Consider the following 19819-nt stretch of genomic DNA (forward strand, 5'->3'; position numbering starts at 1 on the left):
TTGGGGGACCGCGGCCGCCTGGGCGCGGGCGGGCCTCAGCGCCGCCGCAGCCAGGGCCGCGCCTCGATGCTGCGGCCGCGCTCGCGCACGCCGAAGAACAGGCCGGCCTGCGCTTCGCCGCCGCTGCGACCGACGCGGGCGATCACTTCGCCGCCCTGCACCCAGGCCCCCTCGGCCTTGAGCAGCGAATCGTTGTGCCCGTACAGCGTCATGTAGCCATCGCCATGGTCGACGATCAGCAGCAGGCCGTAGCCCTTCAGCCAGTCGGCGAAGGCGACGCGGCCATGGGCGACGGCGCGCACCGGCGAGCCGGCCTCGGCGGCGATCAGCAGCCCGCCCTGGTCGGTGGCGCGGACGGCGCCGTCGGCCGGCCAGGGCAGATGGCCGCGCTGGCTGCGGAACGGCTGCGCGCCCTCGAGCACCTTGGGCAGGTCGGCGAAGATGTCGCGCAACTGTTCCAGCAGGCGCACCAGCCGGCGCTCGTCGCGTTCCAGCGCGCCCGCCTGCTGGCGATGGCTGGCCAGCTCCAGGCGCACGGCGTCCAGCAGGCGCTCGCGCTCGGCCACGGCGGCGACCAGCTCCGCCTCGATGTCGCTGGCGCGTGCCCGGACCTCGGCCAGTGCCGCCAGCTCGGCTTCCCGCCGCGCCGCCAGTCCAGCCAGCGCTTTCAGGCTGGCGGTGAATTCGCCGATCCGGCGCAGGTGCGCCCGCTGCAGTGCGCGCCCGTAGCCCAGCGTGCGTGCCATGCGCGGCATGCGCTCCGGATCCAGCAACAGCTTCATTGGCGCCTGCCGGCTGCGCGCATAGAGAAGGCGCAGCACGCCAGCAAGCGCGAGGCGCTGCGTTTCGATGTCGGCTTCGACGCGGGCGCGCTCGCTGGCAACCCGCTGCAGCGTCTCTTCGTGGCCGCTGCGTTCGGCGTCGAGTTCGGCCAACCGCTGCCGGTGCGCGGAGACCGCGCGTTCGGCGTCGGCGAGCTCGGCCACCACGTTCGATTCGCGGCGCTGGCCTTCTTCCAGCCGCTGCTTGAGTCCGGCCAGCTCGGTGCGGATCCGGCCCAGCTCGGCTTCGGTCTGCCGGGCCTGCCGGCCGCGCTGCACCGGATCGACGGGCACATCCTCGGCCGCGGCGACGCCGGCGCACAACGCCAGGCCACACAGCAGTGCGCGGATCGCCCCGGCAGGCGGCATGGTGGCGCGTCAGTCCGTCACGCTGGCCAGGCTGCGCCCGGTCATTTCCGCCGGCTGCGCCAGGCCCATCAGCGCCAGCACGGTCGGCGCGACGTCCTGCAGCGCGCCGCCGGCATGCAGCTGCACCGCGCGGCGTCCGACGTACATCAGCGGCACCGGGCCCACGGTGTGCGACGTGTGCGGCTGGCCGCTGTCCGGATCGCGCATCTGTTCGAGGTTGCCGTGGTCGGCGGTCACCAGCATTTCGCCACCGGCTTCAAGGATCGCATGCTCCAGCGCACCCAGTGCGACATCGACCGCTTCGACGGCCTTGACCGCCGCGGCGAAGATGCCGGAGTGGCCGACCATGTCTGGGTTGGCGATGTTGCAGACGATGAAATCGAATTCACCCGACGCGATCGCCGCGCAGAGTTTCTCCGTCACTTCCGGGCAGCTCATTTCCGGCTGCAGGTCATAGGTGGCGACCTTCGGACTGGGTACCAGGATGCGCGCCTCGCCGGGATACGGCTCCTCGCGGCCACCGGAGAAGAAGAAGGTGACGTGGGCGTACTTCTCGGTCTCGGCGATGCGCAGCTGGCGCAGGCCGAGCGCGGCGAGGTATTCGGGCAGGCCGTTGCGCAGCGTCTGCGGCGGATAGGCGACCGAAACCGGCAGATCGGCCGCGTATTCGGTCAGCGTCACGAAGCAGGCCAGCGCCGGCTGCCGCCGCGGGAACGCCGCCAGCGAGGGATCGACAAACAGCTGCGTCAGCTGGCGGGCGCGATCGGCACGGAAATTGAGGAAGACGATGGCGTCGCCATCCTCGACGCGGGCGCCGTCGCCGATCAGCGTCGGCTGCACGAACTCGTCGTTCTCGCCGCGGGCGTAGGCGGCCGACAGCGCCGACAGCGGGGCGTCGGCGACGAAATCGGCGCGTGCCTCGACGATGGCGTTCCATGCCCGCTCGACGCGATCCCAGCGTTTGTCGCGATCCATGCCGAAGTAGCGCCCGCCGACGGAAGCGACGCGCGCGCCGGTGTCGGCGCAGACGTCCGCCAGCGCGCGCAGCGAAGCCTCGGCACTGCGCGGCGGCGTGTCGCGGCCGTCGAGGAAGGCATGCACGGCGACATCGGTGGCGCCACGCGAGGCCGCCGCGCGCAGGAACGCGAACAGGTGCGCCTCGTGGCTGTGCACGCCACCCGGTGATACCAGCGCCATGACATGCAGCGTGCCGCGACCGCGCACGGCGTCCACCGCCGCACACAGCACCGGGTTCCCGGCGAAGCTGCCGTCCTCGATCGCCGCCTCGATGCGGGTCAGGTCCTGGTAGACGACGCGTCCGGCGCCGAGGTTCATGTGGCCGACTTCCGAATTGCCCATCTGCCCGTCGGGCAGGCCGACATGGCGACCGAAGGTATTGATCAGCGTATGCGGATACGTCGCGGTCATGCGCCGCCAGTTCGGCATGTCGGCGGCGGCGATGGCGTTGTCGGTGGGGTCCTCGCGATGGCCAAAGCCATCAAGGATCAACAGCAGAACGGGCTTGGGTCGGGACACGACGGGCAACCTTGAGGAGAGCGGCAATTCTAGTCGATCGGCCGCAACGGTCCGGACCCGGGACGGCCGATCGTGGATTCTGCAAGACGTACTGCACGATGGTCGCTCAGATTGCCATGCAAAACGCGCCATCCATTGCGCAATGCCGTGGATTTTCGCGCTGTGCACAGCTGGCACGGACCTTGCGTTCATTGCATCAGGCCGGTGGTAACCGGCCGTTCCATCCGCATCGCTGCCGACGCAGTGAACCCCAGTGCCCCTAGAGAGGATTTCCCGATGAGCATTCCTGGCGAAACGATGGGCGGCATCCGCCCCGATTCCGATCCGCGGCGCCCCGTGGTTGCACCCGTGGTGGCGACGGGCGGTGTCGTCGACGACAGCGCAGTGTCCTGGGCGGCGATCATCGCCGGCGCCGCCGCCGCGGCCGCACTGTCGCTGGCGCTGGTGCTGCTGGGCACCGGGCTGGGCCTGTCCTCGGTGTCGCCCTGGGCCTTCGAAGGCGTCAGCGCCGAAACCTTCGGCTGGGCGACCATCGCCTGGATCAGTTTCACCGCCATCGCTGCCTCCGGACTCGGTGGCTACCTGACCGGCCGCCTGCGCCGGCGCTGGACCGGCGTCGCCAGCGACGAAACCTACTTCCGCGACACCGCCCATGGCTTCCTGAGCTGGGCGATCGCCACGCTGCTTACGGCAGCGCTGCTGACCGGCTCGATCGCGGCGATGCTGGGCACCGGCGCGCGCGCGGGCGCCTCGCTGGCAGGCGCTGCCGCCGGCACCGTCGGCATGACCGCCGGCGGCGCGACTGCAGCGCTGGCCGGTGACGAAGGCGAGGCCCACGATGGCGTGGTCGAGTACTACATCGACCAGCTGTTCCGTCGCGACGCCGACGCGTCGCCGGGCTTCGACCGTCGCATGCCGGCCACGCAGGCGGCCGACGAAAGCGCCGACATGGCCGATCCGTCCGCGACGATGTCGCCGCGGCGCGAAGCCCGTCCCCAGTTCCCGATGCACATGGGCAGCCGGCCGGAAGCGGCGCGGATCATCGCCAACAGCCTGCGCACCCGCACGCTGGACGACGCCGACACCCATTACCTGGGACAGCTCGTCGCCGAGCGCACCGGCCTGGGCCAGACCGAAGCGGAAGCGCGCGTCACGCAGATGCATGCCGCCCTGACCACTCGCCTGGAAGCCCTGGAGAGCGAAGCGCGCGAGGCCGCCGATGCGGCGCGCAAGGCCTCCGCCTACGCGGCACTCTGGCTGTTCATCACCCTGTTGCTGGGCGCTTTCACCGCCAGCCTGCTGGCGACCGTTGGTGGCCGCCATCGTGACCTCTGAAACCGAAAAGGAGAACGACCATGAGATACCTGCTGCTGTGGCTGCTCGGCATTCCCATCCCCATCCTGATCCTGCTGGCGATCCTGTTCTGACTGCCGGTGACGGACAGCCGGAATGGAGTCCGTGGAGGTCCGGCCGCCAGGCCGGGCTTTCCACGGCGCAGGCCGCGCCCGGCGGCAGCGTCCTCCGCTCAGGCGGCGCGGTCGCTGTCGCCGGCGCGGTGGCGGCGAAGATGGACGAGAAGCAGGGAAATCGCCGCCGGCGTGACACCACTGATGCGGCCGGCCTGGCCGATGGTGTCGGGCCGCACCTGTCCCAGTTTCTGGCGGATTTCGGCGCTCAGTCCGGCGACGGCGCCATAGTCGAAACCGGCGGGAATCACCGTGCTTTCGTTGCGTTGCCGGCGCTCGATGTCCTCGGCCTGGCGGCCGAGGTAGCCGGCGTACTTGGTGGCGATCTGCACCTGTTCGGCGACCGCCTCGTCTTCCACGCCCGGCGCCAGCTGCGGCACGCGCATCAGGCCGGCGTAGTCCATTTCCGGACGACGCAGCAGGTCGAGCATCGACGTTTCACGGCTGATGGCGATGTCCAACGCGGCCTCGATATCCGCTGCCAGCGCATTGCCCGGCGCCGCCCACAGCGCACCCAGCCGCGCGGTCTCTGCTTCGATGGCGTCGCGCTTGCGCGCGAACGCGCCCCAGCGCAGCTCGTCGACCAGGCCGAGATCACGACCGATGGCCGTGAGGCGCAGGTCGGCGTTGTCCTCGCGCAGCTGCAGCCGGTATTCGGCGCGCGACGTGAACATGCGATACGGCTCGATGGTGCCGTTGCTGGTCAGGTCGTCGACGAGGACGCCGATGTAGGCCTGGTCGCGGCGCGGCGTCCACGGCTCCAGGCCCAGCGCGGCGCGCGCGGCATTGAGTCCGGCGACAAGGCCTTGCGCCGCGGCTTCCTCGTAACCGGTCGTGCCGTTGATCTGGCCGGCGAAATACAGCCCGGCGATCGCCTGCGTTTCCAGCGAGGTCTTCAGCCCGCGCGGATCGAAGTAGTCGTATTCGATGGCGTAACCCGGCCGCGTGATGTGCGCGTTCTCGAAGCCGGCGATGGAGCGCACCAGCGCGAACTGCACGTCGTAGGGCAGCGAGGTGGAAATGCCGTTTGGATAGATTTCGTGGGTGTCCAGTCCTTCCGGCTCGACGAAGATCTGGTGGCTGTCGCGCTCGGCGAAGCGCACGACCTTGTCTTCGATCGACGGACAGTAACGCGGCCCGACGCCTTCGATGGCGCCGGTGTACAGCGGCGAGCGATCGAGGCCGTCGCGGATGATGTCGTGCGTGCGCGTGCTGGTATGCGTGATCCAGCAGCTCACCTGGCGCGGGTGGTCGTCACGCGTACCGAGGAAGGAAAACACCGGACGCGGATCATCACCCGGCTGTTCGGCCAGCTTCGACCAGTCGATGCTGCGGCCGTCGATGCGCGGCGGCGTGCCGGTCTTGAGGCGGTCCACGCGCAGCGGCAGTTCACGCAGGCGCTCGGCCAGCGTCAGCGCCGGCGCGTCACCGGCGCGGCCACCGCGGTAGTTCGCCTGGCCGATGTGGATGCGGCCGGCCAGGAAGGTGCCGGCCGTGAGCACCACGGCACGGGCGTGGAAGTCCAGCCCCATCTGCGTACGCACGCCGGTCACGCGGTCGCCGTCCAGCAGCAGGTCGTCGACGGCCTGCTGGAACAGGCTGAGGTTGGGCTGCGATTCCACGGCGCGCCGGATGAAGGCGCGGTAGAGCGCGCGGTCGGCCTGGCAACGCGTGGCGCGCACGGCCGGTCCCTTGCTCGCGTTCAGGCGGCGCCACTGGATGCCGGCGGCATCGGCCGCCTGAGCCATGACCCCGCCGAGGGCGTCGATCTCCTTGACCAGGTGCCCCTTGCCGATGCCGCCGATGGCCGGATTGCAGCTCATCGCACCGATCGTCTCGATGCTGTGCGTGAGCAGCAGGGTGCGCGCACCGGCACGGGCGGACGCCAGCGCCGCCTCGGTGCCGGCATGGCCGCCACCGATGACGATGACATCGAAGTGCAGTTCGGGATTCACGGGCACGGCCTGGGCAGCAACGAACGGGACGCCATTTTAGCGGCCGCCGGCGCTGCGGCGCCTTTACGCGGCGGCGCCCGGTTGGCTGCTGTTGCCAGGCGACCGGCGACCCGTTCCAGCAGCGCTTCCCGCTTCCCTGTCGCCACTGCGGTTTTGTCGCAGCAGCAATCCCGGCAGCCCGGCTTTCCCTTCCCGGCCGCGACCACGCGGTCAGACCCGATCCGTCCACTTGACAGGAGTCCATCATGGCTACCCCAAAGCGTCCTGCCACCCCAGCCCGCCGCGAGAAGAAGCCCGCCAGCGCGCCCGAGCGCCGCGGCAATGCCGGCGAACTGCACCAGCTCACCGGCGACGGCCATCCGCCCCTGACCACCAACCAGGGGATTCCAGTCGCCGACAACCAGAACTCGCTGCGCGCCTTCCCGCGGGGTCCGACGTTGCTGGAAGACTTCATCCTGCGCGAGAAGATCACCCACTTCGACCACGAGCGCATTCCCGAGCGCATCGTCCACGCGCGCGGCAGCGGCGCCCACGGCTACTTCGAGCTGACCCGCTCGCTGAAGAAGTACACGCGCGCGAGCATCCTCACCGAGACCGGCGTGCGCACGCCGGTGTTCTGCCGGTTCTCGACCGTCGCCGGCGGCGCCGGTTCCATCGACACGCCGCGTGACGTGCGCGGTTTCGCCGTGAAGTTCTACACGCAGGAAGGCAACTGGGACCTGGTCGGCAACAACATCCCGGTGTTCTTCATCCAGGACGCGATGAAGTTTCCCGACCTCGTGCACTCGGTGAAGATGGAGCCGGACCGCGGCTTCCCGCAGGCGGCCAGTGCGCACGACACGTTCTGGGACTTCATCTCGCTGACGCCCGAATCGATGCACATGATCATGTGGGCGATGAGCGACCGCACCATCCCGCGTTCGCTGCGCATGATCGAAGGCTTCGGTGTACACAGCTTCCGCCTGGTCAACGACAAGGGCGTCGCGACCTTCGTGAAGTTCCACTGGCGGCCGGTGCTGGGACTGCAGTCCACCTGCTGGGACGAGGCGGTGAAGATCGCCGGCAACGATCCGGACTTCCATCGCCGTGACCTCTTCGAGTCCATCCAGCGCGGCGACTTCCCGGAATGGGAGCTGGGCGTGCAGCTGTTCACGGAGGAACAAGCCGAGAGCTTCCCCTTCGACCACCTGGATCCGACCAAGCTGATCCCCGAGGAGCTGGTGCCGCTGCAGATCATCGGCCGCATGGTCCTCGACCGCTGGCCGGACAATTTCTTCGCCGAGACCGAGCAGGTCGCGTTCTGCCCCGCCAACATCGTGCCGGGCATCGACTTCAGCAACGACCCGCTGCTGCAGGGGCGGCTGTTCTCCTACCTGGACACGCAGCTGATCCGCCTGGGCGGCCCGAACTTCCACCAGCTGCCGATCAATGCGCCGAAGTGTCCGTTCGCCAACCATCAGCGCGACGGCTACATGCAGACGCGCATTCCGAAGGGTCGGGTGAACTACGAGCCCAGCTCGCTGCAAGGCGACACGCCGCGGCAGACCGACGCCGGTTTTCCGTCGTTCCCGGAACCCGCCGAAAGCGGCACGAAGACCCGCCTGCGCCCGGAGAGCTTCGCCGACCACTACTCGCAGGCACGGCAGTTCTACCGCAGCCAGACGGCCATCGAGCAGGCGCACATCGCCTATGCGCTGGTGTTCGAGCTGTCGAAGGTCGAGACGCTGGCCGTGCGCGAACGCATGGTCGGCCACCTGCGCCACATCGACGCCGACCTGGCCGGACGCGTCGCCGATGGCCTGGCACTGGATGCGCTGCCCCCACCGCCGCCGGCCTTCGTCGAACCCCGGGACCTGCCGCCGTCGCCACCGCTGCAACTGATCGGTAAAGGCAAGCCGACCCTGAAGGGTCGTGCCGTTGGCATCCTCGTCGATGACGGATCGAACGGCAGCGCCATCGCCGCGCTGAAGAAGGCGGTCGAAGCCGCCGGCGCCAGCGTGAAGATCGTCGCGCCCAGGATCGGTGGTGCCGTCCTGAAGGGCGGCAGGCGGCTGCCGGCGGACGGCAAGCTCGATGGCACGCCGTCGGTGGTCTTCGACGCCGTCGCGGTCATCCTCGACCCGGCCGCGGGCGTAAAGCTGGCGCAGGAGGCGGCGGCGGCGGACTGGGTACGCGACGCCTTCGGCCACCTCAAGGCCATCGCCTTCGATGCCGGCGCCCGCGCACTGGTCGAAAAGGCCGGCATCAAGCCGGATGCCGGCGTCCTCGACGCTGCAGACATCGCTGCCTTCCTCAAGCAGGCGGCGACGCGGCAGTGGTCGCGCGAGCCGACGCTGCGCACGCTGCCCTGATTCCACTCCCGCCCCACACCCGTTCACCACAGACAGACAAGGAGAACATCATGGCCGATATCGACCAGCAGCCATCCCGCGACCTCGCCGGTACCGACGCCCTCGACAAGATCAGGTCGCTGGCGGACGGCGTGCGCACCTGTTTCTTCACCAGCAATCCGGGCGGTTTTCCCGCCAGCAGTACGCCGATGTCGGTGCAGGACGTCGAAGACGACGGCACCATCTGGTTCATCAGCAGCACCCAGAGCGACCGCAACCGGCATATCGCCAGTGATCCGCGCGTCAGCCTGAGCTTCCAGAACGAGGGCAAGTACGAATACCTCGTGCTGCAGGGCGAGGCGACCATCCATACCGACCGTGCAACGGTCGAAGCCCACTGGACCAGCCTGACGAATGCCTGGTTCGAGGACGGCATCGACGACCCGAGAGTAAGCGTGATCGCTTTCCGGCCACGTGAAGGCCATTATTGGGAAACGAAGGCCGGCAAGCTGGTCGCCTTCGCGAAGATGAGCTTTGCCGCACTGACCGGGTCCAGGGTGGACGACGGCGGCGTCGAAGGCTCGTTGAAGGTCTGAGCACGGTCGCGGCGTTCACGCAAGCGGGGAGGACGGAGGATGACGGACAACATTTTTGTCGCGCTGCGTGAAAGCCACGAGATCCAGCGCTCGCTGTGCCGGAAACTGTTGCGGTCGCCGCCGCGAAGCCAGCGGCGGATCGCGCTGTTCACGGATCTGCGCATCGAACTGGCCGCCCACGCGGCGGCCGAGGAACGCTTCCTGTATGCGCCGGCGCTGATGGATGACGCCGGCCTGGATTCCTCGCGCCATGCGCTGCACGAGCATCACCAGATCGACGAGCTGGTCGAGGACCTGCAGGTCGTGACCAAGGCCGGTGCCGCATGGATGGCCAAAGCTCGCAAGCTTTCGGAGAAGGTCCACCACCACCTTCGCGAAGAAGAGAAGAAGTTCTTCCAGGTCTGCGGCAAGATCCTCGACGACCGCCAGAAGCAGCGGCTCGCCCGGCAGTACCGGCGCGACTACCAGCGCATGCTTGCTGTCCTGCGCGGCGGCTGAGCCACGCCGGCGCCTGCCCACGCCGCCAGGCGTTTTCGGCAGGGGACGGTCGCGGCCCCGATAAAGGCCACAGCGAGGGCGGCAGGACCGAACGCGGCCTTTGTGTCGCTTTCGCAGCCGAAATCCCGTTACCGGTGATGAACGGTCGGCGCTGGCGGACCGGCAATCACCGGATCGGAGGCAGGTCATGAAATTCGGAATGGGCTTTCTGGTGCTGGCGGCCACCGTGCTGCCTGGAATGGTCGGGGCGCAGGAACGTGGCGCCTGCCAGGAGGATTTCGCATCGGTACCGCAGCTGCCGCAGCGCGGCTGGATATTCCGCAACAACAGCAGCCCGATCGGGAGCACTGGCTGGTTCCAGGGCATCCCGGCGCGCTTCACCGCGCATGGTGGTGCCAGCAACAGCTACCTGTCGGCCGACAAGGACAATGCCGGCGGCAGCTTCCCGGTACTGAGCAACTGGGCGATCACGCCGGTGATGCGTTTCCAGCCGGGCCTGTCGCTGTCGTTCTACACCCGATCAGCCGGCGGCGCCGGCAGCGCCGCCGACCGCCTGCAGGTGCTGTACTGCCAGCGCGGCCCGGGCGTGAGCTGCAAGGATCCCGGCAGCGAATCCGGCTCGATGAACCACTTCAACGAGCTGATGTGGGTCAACGTCAACGCCGATGCCGGCGGCTATCCGACGGCCTGGACCGCGTACACCGTCGGTGCGGCGCAGGGCCTGCCGACCAGCGGCAGCGGCCGCATCGCCTTCCGCTACTACAACCTCTGGCAGAACCCGAACGACTGGGGATCGACCATCGGCATCGACACGGTGTCCGTGCAGGGCGGCAGCGGCTGCACTTTCGGCGACACGATCTTCTACAACGGGCTGCAGGCGAGCTGAGGCTGTACTAGCCGGCGTGGGCCGGCTCGTAGCGATAGCCGACGCCGTACACCGAATGGATGAGTTCACGGCCGGGCATGGCCTGGTCGAGCTTGCGGCGCAGGTTCTTGATGTGCGAATCGACGGCGCGGTCGGAGACATCGCGGAAATCGTCGTAGATGCGGTCCAGCAGTTCGGCACGGCTGAACACGCGCCCGGGTCGCTCGACCAGCGTGCGCAGCAGTTCGAACTCGACGCCGGTCAGGCTGACCGGTTTGCCCGCCAGCTCGACGCGGCGCGCATCGGCGTCGATGCGCAGCAGCTCGGCGTCCTGCGGTTCGGGCGCACGGCCGCGGCGCAGTACCGCACGCACGCGCGCCACCACCTCGCGCGGACTGAACGGCTTGCAGATGTAGTCGTCGGCGCCCAGCTCCAGGCCCAGCAGGCGGTCGATCTCCTCGGCGCGGGAAGTGACCATGATGATCGGGAGGTTGGAGTCGCGGCGGATTTCCTTGCAGAGGGTGAGGCCGTCCATGCCAGGCAGGTTGATGTCCAGCAGCACCAGCACGGGCCGGTGCTCGGCAATGGCGGCAAGGACGGTGTCGCCGCGCTCGACGATCACCGGGTCGAAACCGGCGGCGCGCAGGTAGTCGGCCAGCAGCCGGGCCAGCTTGGGTTCGTCTTCGACGACGAAGATCACATCGGCGGCGATCATGCTGTTCATGCCGGTACTCCGTGGCTTGCGGGCGTGCGCGGCAGCGTGATGTCGATGGCCAGGCCGCCGAGCGCGCCAGGTGATGCGCTGATCCGGCCACCGTGCGCTTCGACGATGCGCCGGCAGATCGCCAGGCCGAGTCCCGAGCCACCGTCGGCACGCGTGCGCGCGCTGCCGCCGCGCACGAAGGGATCGAACAGGCGCGGCAGCAGCGCCGCCGGCACCCCCGGTTCACTGTCGTCGAAGCGCAGGTGGATGCGATCACGCTCCTGGTCCAGGCTCACCTGCAGGCGCCCCCCCGAATTCGTATAGCGACGCGAATTCTCGATCAGGTTCTCGGCCAGCTGGCGCAGGCGTCGCGGATCACCCCGCAACACGACGGGCGCATCGGGTGCGACCAGTTCGACCTCCAGCCCGGCCTGGGCAAGACGGCCACGGTGGCTGTCCAGGCATTCGCGCATCGTCGCGGCGAGGTCGACGTCGCCCATGCGGTAGTCGAGCGCGCCGATGTCGACCTGCGCCAGTTCGCGCAGCTCCTCGATCAGGTCGCCCAGGTGCGCCGCTTCCGCGTGCAGCGAAGCCAGTGATTCGGCATCCATCGGCCGGATGCCATCCTGGATGGCTTCCAGTTCGCCCTTGAGGACGGCCAGCGGCGTACGCAGTTCATGCGCGGCGTCCGCCATCCAGCGTTTGCGCGAGGCATCGGCCTCTTCCAGCGAGTGCGCGAGGAAATCCATGTCGCGGGCAAGGCGGCCGATCTCGTCGCGCCGCTGCGTGGCCACGCGCGCGGCGAAGTCGCCACTGGCCATGCGCCGCGCGACCTCGGCGATGCGCTGGATCGGCCGCGTCCATGCTCGGGCGAGCAGTGCCGCCGAGATGGCGAGGATGGCAAGCATGGCCAGTGAGGCCCAGAACAGGCCGACGCGCTGGCCACGCAGGAAGGATTCGGCGATGTGCGAACGCACCTCGCGCAGTTCATGCAGGCCGACCCAGCCGACGGTTTCCCCGGCGACGACGACCGACTCCTGCCGGTGTGTCTGGATGAAATCGTGCCGACCGATCACGGTCTGGCGCTCGCTGTCGAACACGCCCAGGCGCGCCCAGTAGGGCGTCCAGTGCTCGTGCACCGGACGCGGGGCCGCACGCGCGGGTGACGCCGGTGGGTCGGTCCGCGGCGTCGCCGGCTGCGTTTCATCCTCGAGCTGGCGGGCGCGCGCCAGCACTTCGCGCCATGCCCGCGGCCGGCCGCGCAGCGTTTCCCAGTTTCCCGCTTCCGCATAGTGCTCCGCGAGGCTGGCTGCGACGGCGGGCAGGCGCTCGGCCTCGCTGGCGTTGACGAAGTCGATGAAGCCCTGGCCGATGCGCCAGTTCAGGGTCAGCGCCAGCGCGATCAGCGCGATCGCCCCGGCGGCGATCATCGACAGCAGGAGTTTTCCGTACAGTTTCATGGCTGCGCCAGTATCGCGCGAAGCGGCGGCGCAAGCATGGACGGAAGATGGAGGCGCTGCGCACCAGGCAGCGTCGGCGTGGCGTCACGCCGGGAACGGGGCCCACGACGCATCGGCCGTCGTGGCGCAGCGCCGGTCCGCGGCACGGAATTTCGCGGCGTCAGGGCGGCAGGCGCCTGCGCGCGGGTGCCCGGACGGCCGCCGCCTGCATGACGCAGGCGGCGGACGAGGTCGTGCCGCGGCTCAGACCGGCGGTGGCGTCCAGCCGTCCTTCTCGGTCGGACGCAGCAGCCAGCGGCACAGCGCCGGCAGGAAGACGATCGCCGCGACCATGTTGACCACGAACATGAAGGTCAGCATCAGGCCCATGTCGGCCTGGAACTTCAGTTCCGAGAAGATCCAGGTCGCCACGCCGACGGCCAGCGTCAACGCGGTGTAGAAGATGGCGATGCCGGTCGTCTTCAGGGCGATGAAGTAGGACTCGGTGAGCGTGCGGCCCTGGTTCAGGGCCTCGCGCATGCGCGCGAAGATGTAGATCGCGTAGTCGACGCCGATGCCGACGCCGAGTGCGACCACGGTCAGCGTGTTGACCTTCATGCCGATGTCCATCTCGACCATCAGCGAGTGGCCCAGTTCGGTCACCAGCACCAGCGGCAGCACGATGCACAGGGCCGCGAGGATGCTGCGGAAGCTGAGCAGGCACATCAGGAACACCGCGCCGTACAGGAAATACAGCATCCGGTGCTCGACGGAACGCACGGTGTCGTTGATGGCGGCGGCGACACCGATACTGCCGGTGGCCAGGCGCAGGTTGACGCGGTCGGCGTCGGCGACGGCATCGCCGCTGGCCTCGGCTTCGGCGACCTGCGCCGCAAGCGTGCTGCGGAAATCGCTGCCTTCGGCATAGGCGCCGTTGTCGTCGCGGAACTGGCGCACGGCGCCGATCACCCGGTCAATGGTCTCGGCGCGATGGTCGGCCAGGAAGGCGGTGACGGGAATGGCCGAACAGTCGCCGTTGAGCAGGCCGGAGTCGGTCTCGAAGCCCTGGGTGGCGACGCGCAGGCTGTCGGCATCACGCGGCAGGACCCGCCAGCGCACAGAGCCGTCGTTCCAGCCGGCGTTGACCAGGCGCGCCGCCTGCGGCAGCGAAAGCACCTGCTGCACGCCCTCGACGTTGGCGAGATGCCAGGCCAGGCGGTCGATGGTTTCCATCGCCGGGTAACTGAGCGTGCAGGCGTCGGGGCGCGCTTCGGCGATCACGTTGAGGATGTCGACGCCAAGGGCGAACTTCTGCGTGATGACGCGCGCATCCTGGTTGTAACGCGCCTCGGGACGCAATTCGGCGACGCCCTCCTGGGCATCGCCGATCATCACCTTGTCACCGTGGCTCTCGGCGAAGAACCAGGCAACGGCGCCGATCAGGATCACGACGGCGGCGGCGCCGGGGCGGCTGAGGCGTGCCAGCAGCGCCCAGATGCGGTCGAAGCGGGTGAGCTGGCGCAGGCGGTATTCGCGCTTGCGCTCCATGTTGCGCAGGCGCGTGTAGCTCAGCAGCACCGGCAGCAGCACCAGGTCGGTCAGGATGGTGATCGCGACGCCGACGGTCGCGGTGATGGCCAGTTCGAAGATGATGCGGATCGGAATCATCAGGATGGTGGCGAAGCCGATGCAGCCGGCGACCAGCGCGACCGCGCCTGGAATCAGCAGCATGCGGAAGGCCAGGCGGGCCGCTTCTTCCGCCGGCACGCCCTGGCGCGCGCGCAGTTCCTCCACGGTGCCGTCTTCCAGGCCGCCGAAGAAGATCTCGCCGCGGAAGCGGTTGATCATCTGCTCGCCATGGCTGACCGCGATCGCGAAGATCAGGAACGGCGTCAGCATGTTCATCGGGTCGATGCCGAAGCCCATCAGGCGCAGCGCGCCGAGCATCCAGACCACCGACACCAGCGCCGACAGTACGGTCAGCGTCGCCAGTTTCACCGAGGTCGAGTACAGGAACAGCAGCAGCCAGGTGAAGGCGATGGTGAGCGCGAAGAAGACGATCACCGAACGGGCGCCATCGGCGATGTCGCCGACCATCTTGGCGAAGCCGATGATGTGGACCTTGTGGCCGTCCTTCTCGTGGCGCTGGCGGATCGCCTCGAACTGCTCGGCCACCTTCTGGTAATCAAGCTTGTTGGCGCCGTCGCCTTCCGGGATCAGGTCGGCCCAGACCATGGCGCCGGACCAGTCACGCGCGACCAGGCGGCCGAGAACGCCGGACTTGACGATGTTGCCGCGCAGGGTGGCGAAGTGCTCGTCGCTGGCGACGAAGCCCGGCACGTTCGGCGTGAACTCGTTGGGAATGACGTTGCCGCCGGCGAATCCGTCCTCGACGACCTCGACGAACCGGACGTTCGGCGTATACAGCGAACGCGAGCGCGAGTCGTCGACTTCCGGGATCGACAGCACCTCGGTGGTGATGTTCTCCAGCGTCGAGAAGAACTCGCGGTCGAACATGTTGCCGTCTTCGGCGACCAGGGCGAGCAGGACGCGGTTGGCACCGCCGAACTCCTGCTCGTAGTCGAGGAAGGTCTGCATGTACTCGTGTTCGAGCGGAATCTGCTTCTTGAAGCCGGCGTCGACCTGCAGCTGGCTGGCGAAGTACAGCATCACCGCGGTGATCGCGGCGAACACGACCAGGACGAGGGGACGGTTGCCGAAGACCAGTCGCTCGGCGGCCCGGGTGAATGCTCCGGGCGCGTAGTGGCTGGGTGCGCTCATGGTTGTGCCTGCCAGGTGGTGATGCCGCGGTCGCCGATCAGCAGCAGGCTGCCGTCGGGGCGCAGGCGGACGGCGGAACCGATCGGGGTTTCGCCGTCCTCGTTGGTATAGATGCCGGTCGTGAAGGCGTCGCCGCCGGCGGCACGGCGCAGGACCACGCCTTCGGCGCCGACCAGCACGACGCTGCCGTCGTCGCCGACGTCGCCGCCGAACAGGTTCGCCGTGACGCGCGTGTCCAGCTCGCGCCAGCTGTCGCCGGCGTCGTCGCTCTGGAACGCACGCCCGCGCAGGCCATAGACGAGAAGCGACTGCCCGGACAGCGGCAGGATGCCGAACATCGAGCCGCCGTAGGACAGCTGCAGGCGCTGCCAGCTTTCACCGCCGTCACTGGAACGGAAGACGCTGCCGCGCTCGCCCACCATGACCAGGGCGTCGCCGACGCGGGCGATGGCATTGAGATGCGGATCGACTTCGTCGTCGATGGCGAGGTCCTCGGCGTCGAACAGCAGGCCGTCGGTTTCGTCTTCCCCGTCGCCGGAGTCATCGGCTTCGGCATCGCCACCGCCCTTGCCGGCCAGGTCGATCTCCAGCGGCTGCCAGCTGGCGCCGGCATCATCGCTGCGCAGGGCCAGCGCGTAGGCGCCAACGGCGAGGACGCTGTCGTCGTCGAGGAACAGGACGTCCAGCAGCGGCGTGCCGTTGCTGGGCGAAAAATGGTTGTCGGCCGAGAAGCGCTCCTCGCGGACGCGCTGCCAGCTTTCACCGCGGTCGGTGGAACGCAGGATCACGCCGTCGTGGCCGGCGGCGATGACGGCACTGTTGCCACCGGCGACCGCGGTCAGCGTCGAGCGGACCGGCACGGCGGCCTGGTGCCAGGTGGTGCCGGCGTCATCGGAAAGCAGGATGTGCCCGCGCTCGCCGACGGCGACCAGGCGGTCGCCGGGAATCGCCGCGACGTCGAGCATCAGCGAACGCTGTGCGCGCGGCATGACCTCGGCGGGGCTGTCGACCGGATCGGGCCAGGCGGCATGGAGCGGCAGTGCCGCGAAAAGGCTGGCTGCCAGCAGGCAGGACTTGAGGGGGGATCGTCGGGGCGTGGCCATGGGTTCCATGCTGGCACGAATGACTTGCTTGCGCAGCCGCCAGCGCGGCCATGTCACCCCCCCTGACATGGCCGGCCGTGGCTGGACGGCGTCAGCGGACGCCGCGGTTGCGGAGGTTCTGCGGCGAGAACTGGTCGGCCGTGAACTGGATGCGGTAGTCGATGGTCTTGCCTTCGGCGTTGTCCAGACCCGTGGCCAGGTAGCGGCCGTTCTTCAGGTCATGGTGCGTTTCCAGCGTCGACCAGAACAGCGGCATCTCGTAGTAGCTGATGGAGGGAGCCTCCGAGTAGCGCCACAGGTTGCCGTCGCTGTCGTAGTGGTCGGCGATGAGGATCTGCCAGCTGTCCTCGTCGACATAGAACGTGCGGCGGCTGTTGATGTGGCGGGCACCGGACTTCAGACGCGCGTCCACGACCCAGACGCGGTGCAGTTCGTAGCGCAGCAGGTCCGGGTTGAGGTGGCCCGGCTGGATCAGGTCGGACAGCGCCGCGCCGTGCGCCTTGTAGCTGTTGTAGGGGACGTAGATTTCCTTCTTGCCCACCAGCTGCCAGTCGAAGCGGTCCAGCGCGCCGTTGAACATGTCGGTCATGTCGCTGGTGCGCAGGTTGTCGGACGCCGTGCCGGGGTTGTCGTAGGCGACGTTCGGCGCCCGGCGCACGCGGCGCTGGCCGGGGTTGTACACCCATGCCTGGCGCGGCGTCTCCGCCTGGTTCAGCGACTCGTGCACCAGCAGCAGCTGGCCGGCAAGGCGCGGCGGCGCTTCCACCGACTGGTAGAAGTACAGCAGGATGTTGTTGATGTCGGCGATGGTGCGGCCTTCGGTCTCGTACGGCGCGAAGAAGTCCTCGCGCAGACGCACCAGGTTGTAGCTGCCGCTGGAGGTCACCGGCGCCTGGTTGTTGTAGCGCACCGAGGACACGCCCTTCCACTTCAGCTTGTGGTTCCAGATCACCTCGTGACCGTTCTGCGGGATCGGGAAGGGGATGCCTTCGGCGGCATCGGCGACGCCGTCGCCATCGGCGACCAGGCGCGCGGTCGTGGCGTTGCGCTTGGTCATGTCGTAGATGCGCTGCGGGAACGCGGCGCTGCGGCGTGTCGGATAGACGTTCATCTCGAACGACTCGTAGCGGGCGAACATCGCCTTCTGGCCTTCGGTGAGGTTGGCCGCGTAGTCATTGAGGTTGCCGCGGTTGATCGTGAACTGGACGCTGTCGCTGGCGAACGGATCCGGATGGAACTGGCCCGGCGTGTACGACACGCCGCTCGGCGCGGCGCGCACGCCGCCGTCCCAGGCCGGGATGGCGCCGCCGTTGCCCGCGGCTTCGCCGCCCAGCGGCGTCAGGTCGCTGCCGAGGCGATCGGCTTCGGACTGGGGAACCGCGGCGATGCCCGGCAGGGCCACCAGGGCTGCCGCCAGCGCCGTCGTCAGCACAGAATGTCGAATGCGCATGAAAGTGTCTCCTCAGAACGAATAGCGGGCGGACAGGGTGTAGAAGTCACGGTCGGTCAGCAGATTGAACATGCCGGCGCCGAAGAAGCGGGTGTAGCTGAGGTCAACCGCCCAGCGGTTGAGGTAATTCGCTTCCACGCCAAGGGTGTACGACTTGCGGTCTTCGACGAAGTTGCCGCCCGGACCCGGCGTGGTGCCGTTGACGTCATGGTTGAAGGCGATGCGCGGCGACAGCATGAACGGCGTGCCGAAGGCATTGTTGTAATCGGCACGCAGCGCGGCGCGGTAACCCCACGATGTTTCGGTGGGGAAGCCGCCGACCTGGGTCACAGGATTGCGCAGCGCGCCGGTCAGCACGTCGGGGCCGCCACCGGTGTCGGTGCCGTCGCCGTTGTAGCGCAGCACCGAGTGCTCGGGCAGGTCACGGACCTTGGTGATGCCGTATTCCAGCACCGCCGCGACCTGGTCGGCGCCCAGCCAGTTGCCCGGCCCGAACATCTTGGTCAGCGTGAACTGGCCCTGCCAGATCTTGTGGCGCTCCCAGCCCTGGATGTATTCGCCCGGCCCGAACTCGCCGAGCTGGCTGGCGAAGCGCATGCCCGGCTGCGGCAGCAGCGGGTTCAGCGGCGTCAGGCCGGCGAACAGCAGCTCGACGTCGTCGAACTGCAGCGGCACGTTGCTCTTGTGCGAGACCTCGCCCTGGAAAGCCAGACCCCAGGGGATGTTGGTGTTCCAGCTGAGGCCGACCATGCGGATGTCTTCGGGATATTCGACGATGACGCGGCCGCTGCTCGGCGCGCTGCTGGTCACCGACATGCCCGACAGCAGCGGCAGGCGGCTGTGGTAGTTCATGAAGTACAGGCCGAACTCGGTGTCGCCGGCCCAGGGCGCGAAGTAGCGCAGCGCCAGGCCGTACTCGCCGCCGTCGTCGGGATAACGGTCCTCGGCACGCGGCAGCGCGGCCTGGCAGCCGAGCATGTACAGCGGGATCAGCGAGCCACCCGGACCCGCCGGCACCATCTGGTTCATCGCGGCGATGTCACTGGAGCGCAGGCCACCGCAGACGTCCCAGAACAGGTCGGGATTCATCACCGGCTGGCCGACGGTGCCGAAGTTGAGCATCGCGTAGGCGCCGCCCAGGGCGGCGAAGTCGTTGGTCGAGAAGTAGGTGCCCACCGGCTCCGGTTCGGTCTGTTCGAACTCGAGCAGGTACAGGGCCTCCAGGGCCAGGTTCTCGGTCAGGTTGACCGAGCCGAAGATCATGTTGACCGGCAGGAACGCTTCCTTCAGCTCCGAACCGGCCGTGCGCAGGCGCGACACGTCGACCGGGTTGATGACGTTCACGCCGTTCTGGATGAAGGTGTTCTCGCCCCAGCTGACGACCTGCTGGCCCAGGCGCAGGCTGCCGTTGAGGCCGCCGCCCTGGCCGAAGTTCCAGTACACGAAGGCGTCGAGGATCTTGGCGTCCTGGCCGACCTTGTCGCGCGCCAGCCGGGAGATGTCGTCGCGATCCTCGTATTCGAAGTCGTGGAAGGCCATGCCGCGGACGAAGGCGCCGAAGTTGCGCCAGGTCAGCGACAGTTCGCTGGTGATCTTGATGGCATTGGAGACGACGTCACCCTTCCGCCACTTCATGTTGGCGTCGTCGCCGTTCACCGACCAGCGGCCCGGCGCAGCGCGCTGCTCCGGATTGGACAGCCCCAGCAGGGGGAACAGCGGGTTCTGGTTGGCCTTGCCGACATTCATGTCGTACGGATCCTCGGCGCGGACCGAAACACCGTAGGTGACGGTGGTGTCCAGCGATCCGGACCACTCGCCGCTGCTGAAGTCGATGGCCTGTGCGGCGCCGGCGGAAGCCGCGAGCGCCAGCGCGATGGCGGTACTGAGGTTCTTGCGCGTGCTCATGT

Annotated in this window: 14 protein-coding genes; 5 read left to right on the plus strand and 9 right to left on the minus strand. The window is 68.5% G+C overall.

Going from position 1 to position 19819, the window contains the following annotated elements; genetic code table 11:
- Positions 1-35: 35 nt before the first annotated feature.
- Both EDC25_RS06505 and gpmI read right to left on the minus strand, forming a co-directional pair.
- Positions 36-1190 carry a murein hydrolase activator EnvC family protein gene (locus EDC25_RS06505; RefSeq protein ID WP_123522508.1) on the minus strand — a complete coding sequence of 385 codons (1155 nt, stop codon included), beginning with the start codon at positions 1188-1190 and terminating at the stop codon, positions 36-38.
- 9 nt (positions 1191-1199) lie between these two features.
- Positions 1200-2726 carry a 2,3-bisphosphoglycerate-independent phosphoglycerate mutase gene (gene gpmI / locus EDC25_RS06510; protein ID WP_240639675.1) on the minus strand — a complete coding sequence of 509 codons (1527 nt, stop codon included), beginning with the start codon at positions 2724-2726 and terminating at the stop codon, positions 1200-1202.
- A 276-nt stretch (positions 2727-3002) separates the two neighbouring features.
- On the opposite strand from gpmI, the gene EDC25_RS06515 reads away from it, so the two are divergent.
- A complete protein-coding gene (locus EDC25_RS06515; protein ID WP_205985005.1) occupies positions 3003-4061 on the plus strand; it encodes a hypothetical protein in 1059 nt (352 codons plus the stop codon).
- A gap of 190 nt (positions 4062-4251) precedes the next feature.
- Here EDC25_RS06515 and mnmG read toward each other — a convergent pair whose 3' ends face one another.
- Entirely contained in the window at positions 4252-6147 is a 1896-nt protein-coding gene (mnmG, locus tag EDC25_RS06520) for a tRNA uridine-5-carboxymethylaminomethyl(34) synthesis enzyme MnmG (RefSeq protein ID WP_123522510.1), read from the minus strand.
- Between the two features lie 245 nt (positions 6148-6392).
- Here mnmG and EDC25_RS06525 point away from each other — a divergent pair, with 245 nt between their 5' ends.
- From EDC25_RS06525 to EDC25_RS06540, 4 genes are all read left to right on the plus strand, one after another.
- Positions 6393-8498: a catalase gene (locus tag EDC25_RS06525; protein WP_123522511.1), complete on the plus strand. Its 2106-nt coding sequence runs from the start codon at positions 6393-6395 to the stop codon at positions 8496-8498.
- Positions 8499-8548: 50 nt separating this feature from the next.
- Entirely contained in the window at positions 8549-9073 is a 525-nt protein-coding gene (locus EDC25_RS06530; protein WP_123522512.1) for a pyridoxamine 5'-phosphate oxidase family protein, read from the plus strand.
- A gap of 39 nt (positions 9074-9112) precedes the next feature.
- Positions 9113-9571: a hemerythrin domain-containing protein gene (locus tag EDC25_RS06535; protein WP_123522513.1), complete on the plus strand. Its 459-nt coding sequence runs from the start codon at positions 9113-9115 to the stop codon at positions 9569-9571.
- 187 nt (positions 9572-9758) lie between these two features.
- Positions 9759-10457, plus strand: coding sequence for a choice-of-anchor J domain-containing protein (locus EDC25_RS06540; RefSeq protein ID WP_132577325.1), 699 nt, complete (start codon positions 9759-9761; stop codon positions 10455-10457).
- 7 nt (positions 10458-10464) lie between these two features.
- Here the strand turns inward: EDC25_RS06540 and EDC25_RS06545 are convergent, their stop codons facing one another.
- From EDC25_RS06545 to EDC25_RS06570, 6 genes are all read right to left on the minus strand, one after another.
- Positions 10465-11160, minus strand: coding sequence for a response regulator (locus tag EDC25_RS06545; RefSeq protein WP_123522515.1), 696 nt, complete (start codon positions 11158-11160; stop codon positions 10465-10467).
- Positions 11157-12599, minus strand: coding sequence for an ATP-binding protein (locus EDC25_RS06550; RefSeq protein ID WP_123522516.1), 1443 nt, complete (start codon positions 12597-12599; stop codon positions 11157-11159). The genes EDC25_RS06545 and EDC25_RS06550 overlap by 4 nt, the downstream gene beginning before the upstream one ends.
- A 243-nt stretch (positions 12600-12842) precedes the next feature.
- On the minus strand, positions 12843-15359 hold the full coding sequence (locus tag EDC25_RS06555; protein WP_123522517.1) for an efflux RND transporter permease subunit: 2517 nt from the start codon (positions 15357-15359) through the stop codon (positions 12843-12845).
- Complete coding sequence (locus EDC25_RS06560) at positions 15356-16462, minus strand: beta propeller repeat protein (RefSeq protein WP_132577326.1); 1107 nt, start codon at positions 16460-16462, stop codon at positions 15356-15358. The genes EDC25_RS06555 and EDC25_RS06560 overlap by 4 nt, the downstream gene beginning before the upstream one ends.
- 91 nt (positions 16463-16553) lie before the next feature.
- Positions 16554-17912, minus strand: coding sequence for a DUF1329 domain-containing protein (locus EDC25_RS06565; RefSeq protein ID WP_123522519.1), 1359 nt, complete (start codon positions 17910-17912; stop codon positions 16554-16556).
- Between the two features lie 12 nt (positions 17913-17924).
- Positions 17925-19817: a DUF1302 domain-containing protein gene (locus EDC25_RS06570; protein ID WP_123522520.1), complete on the minus strand. Its 1893-nt coding sequence runs from the start codon at positions 19815-19817 to the stop codon at positions 17925-17927.
- Between the last annotated feature and the right edge of the window lie 2 nt (positions 19818-19819).

It is taken from the genome of Pseudofulvimonas gallinarii (genome assembly GCF_004343305.1).
Taxonomy (GTDB): domain Bacteria; phylum Pseudomonadota; class Gammaproteobacteria; order Xanthomonadales; family UBA2363; genus Pseudofulvimonas; species Pseudofulvimonas gallinarii.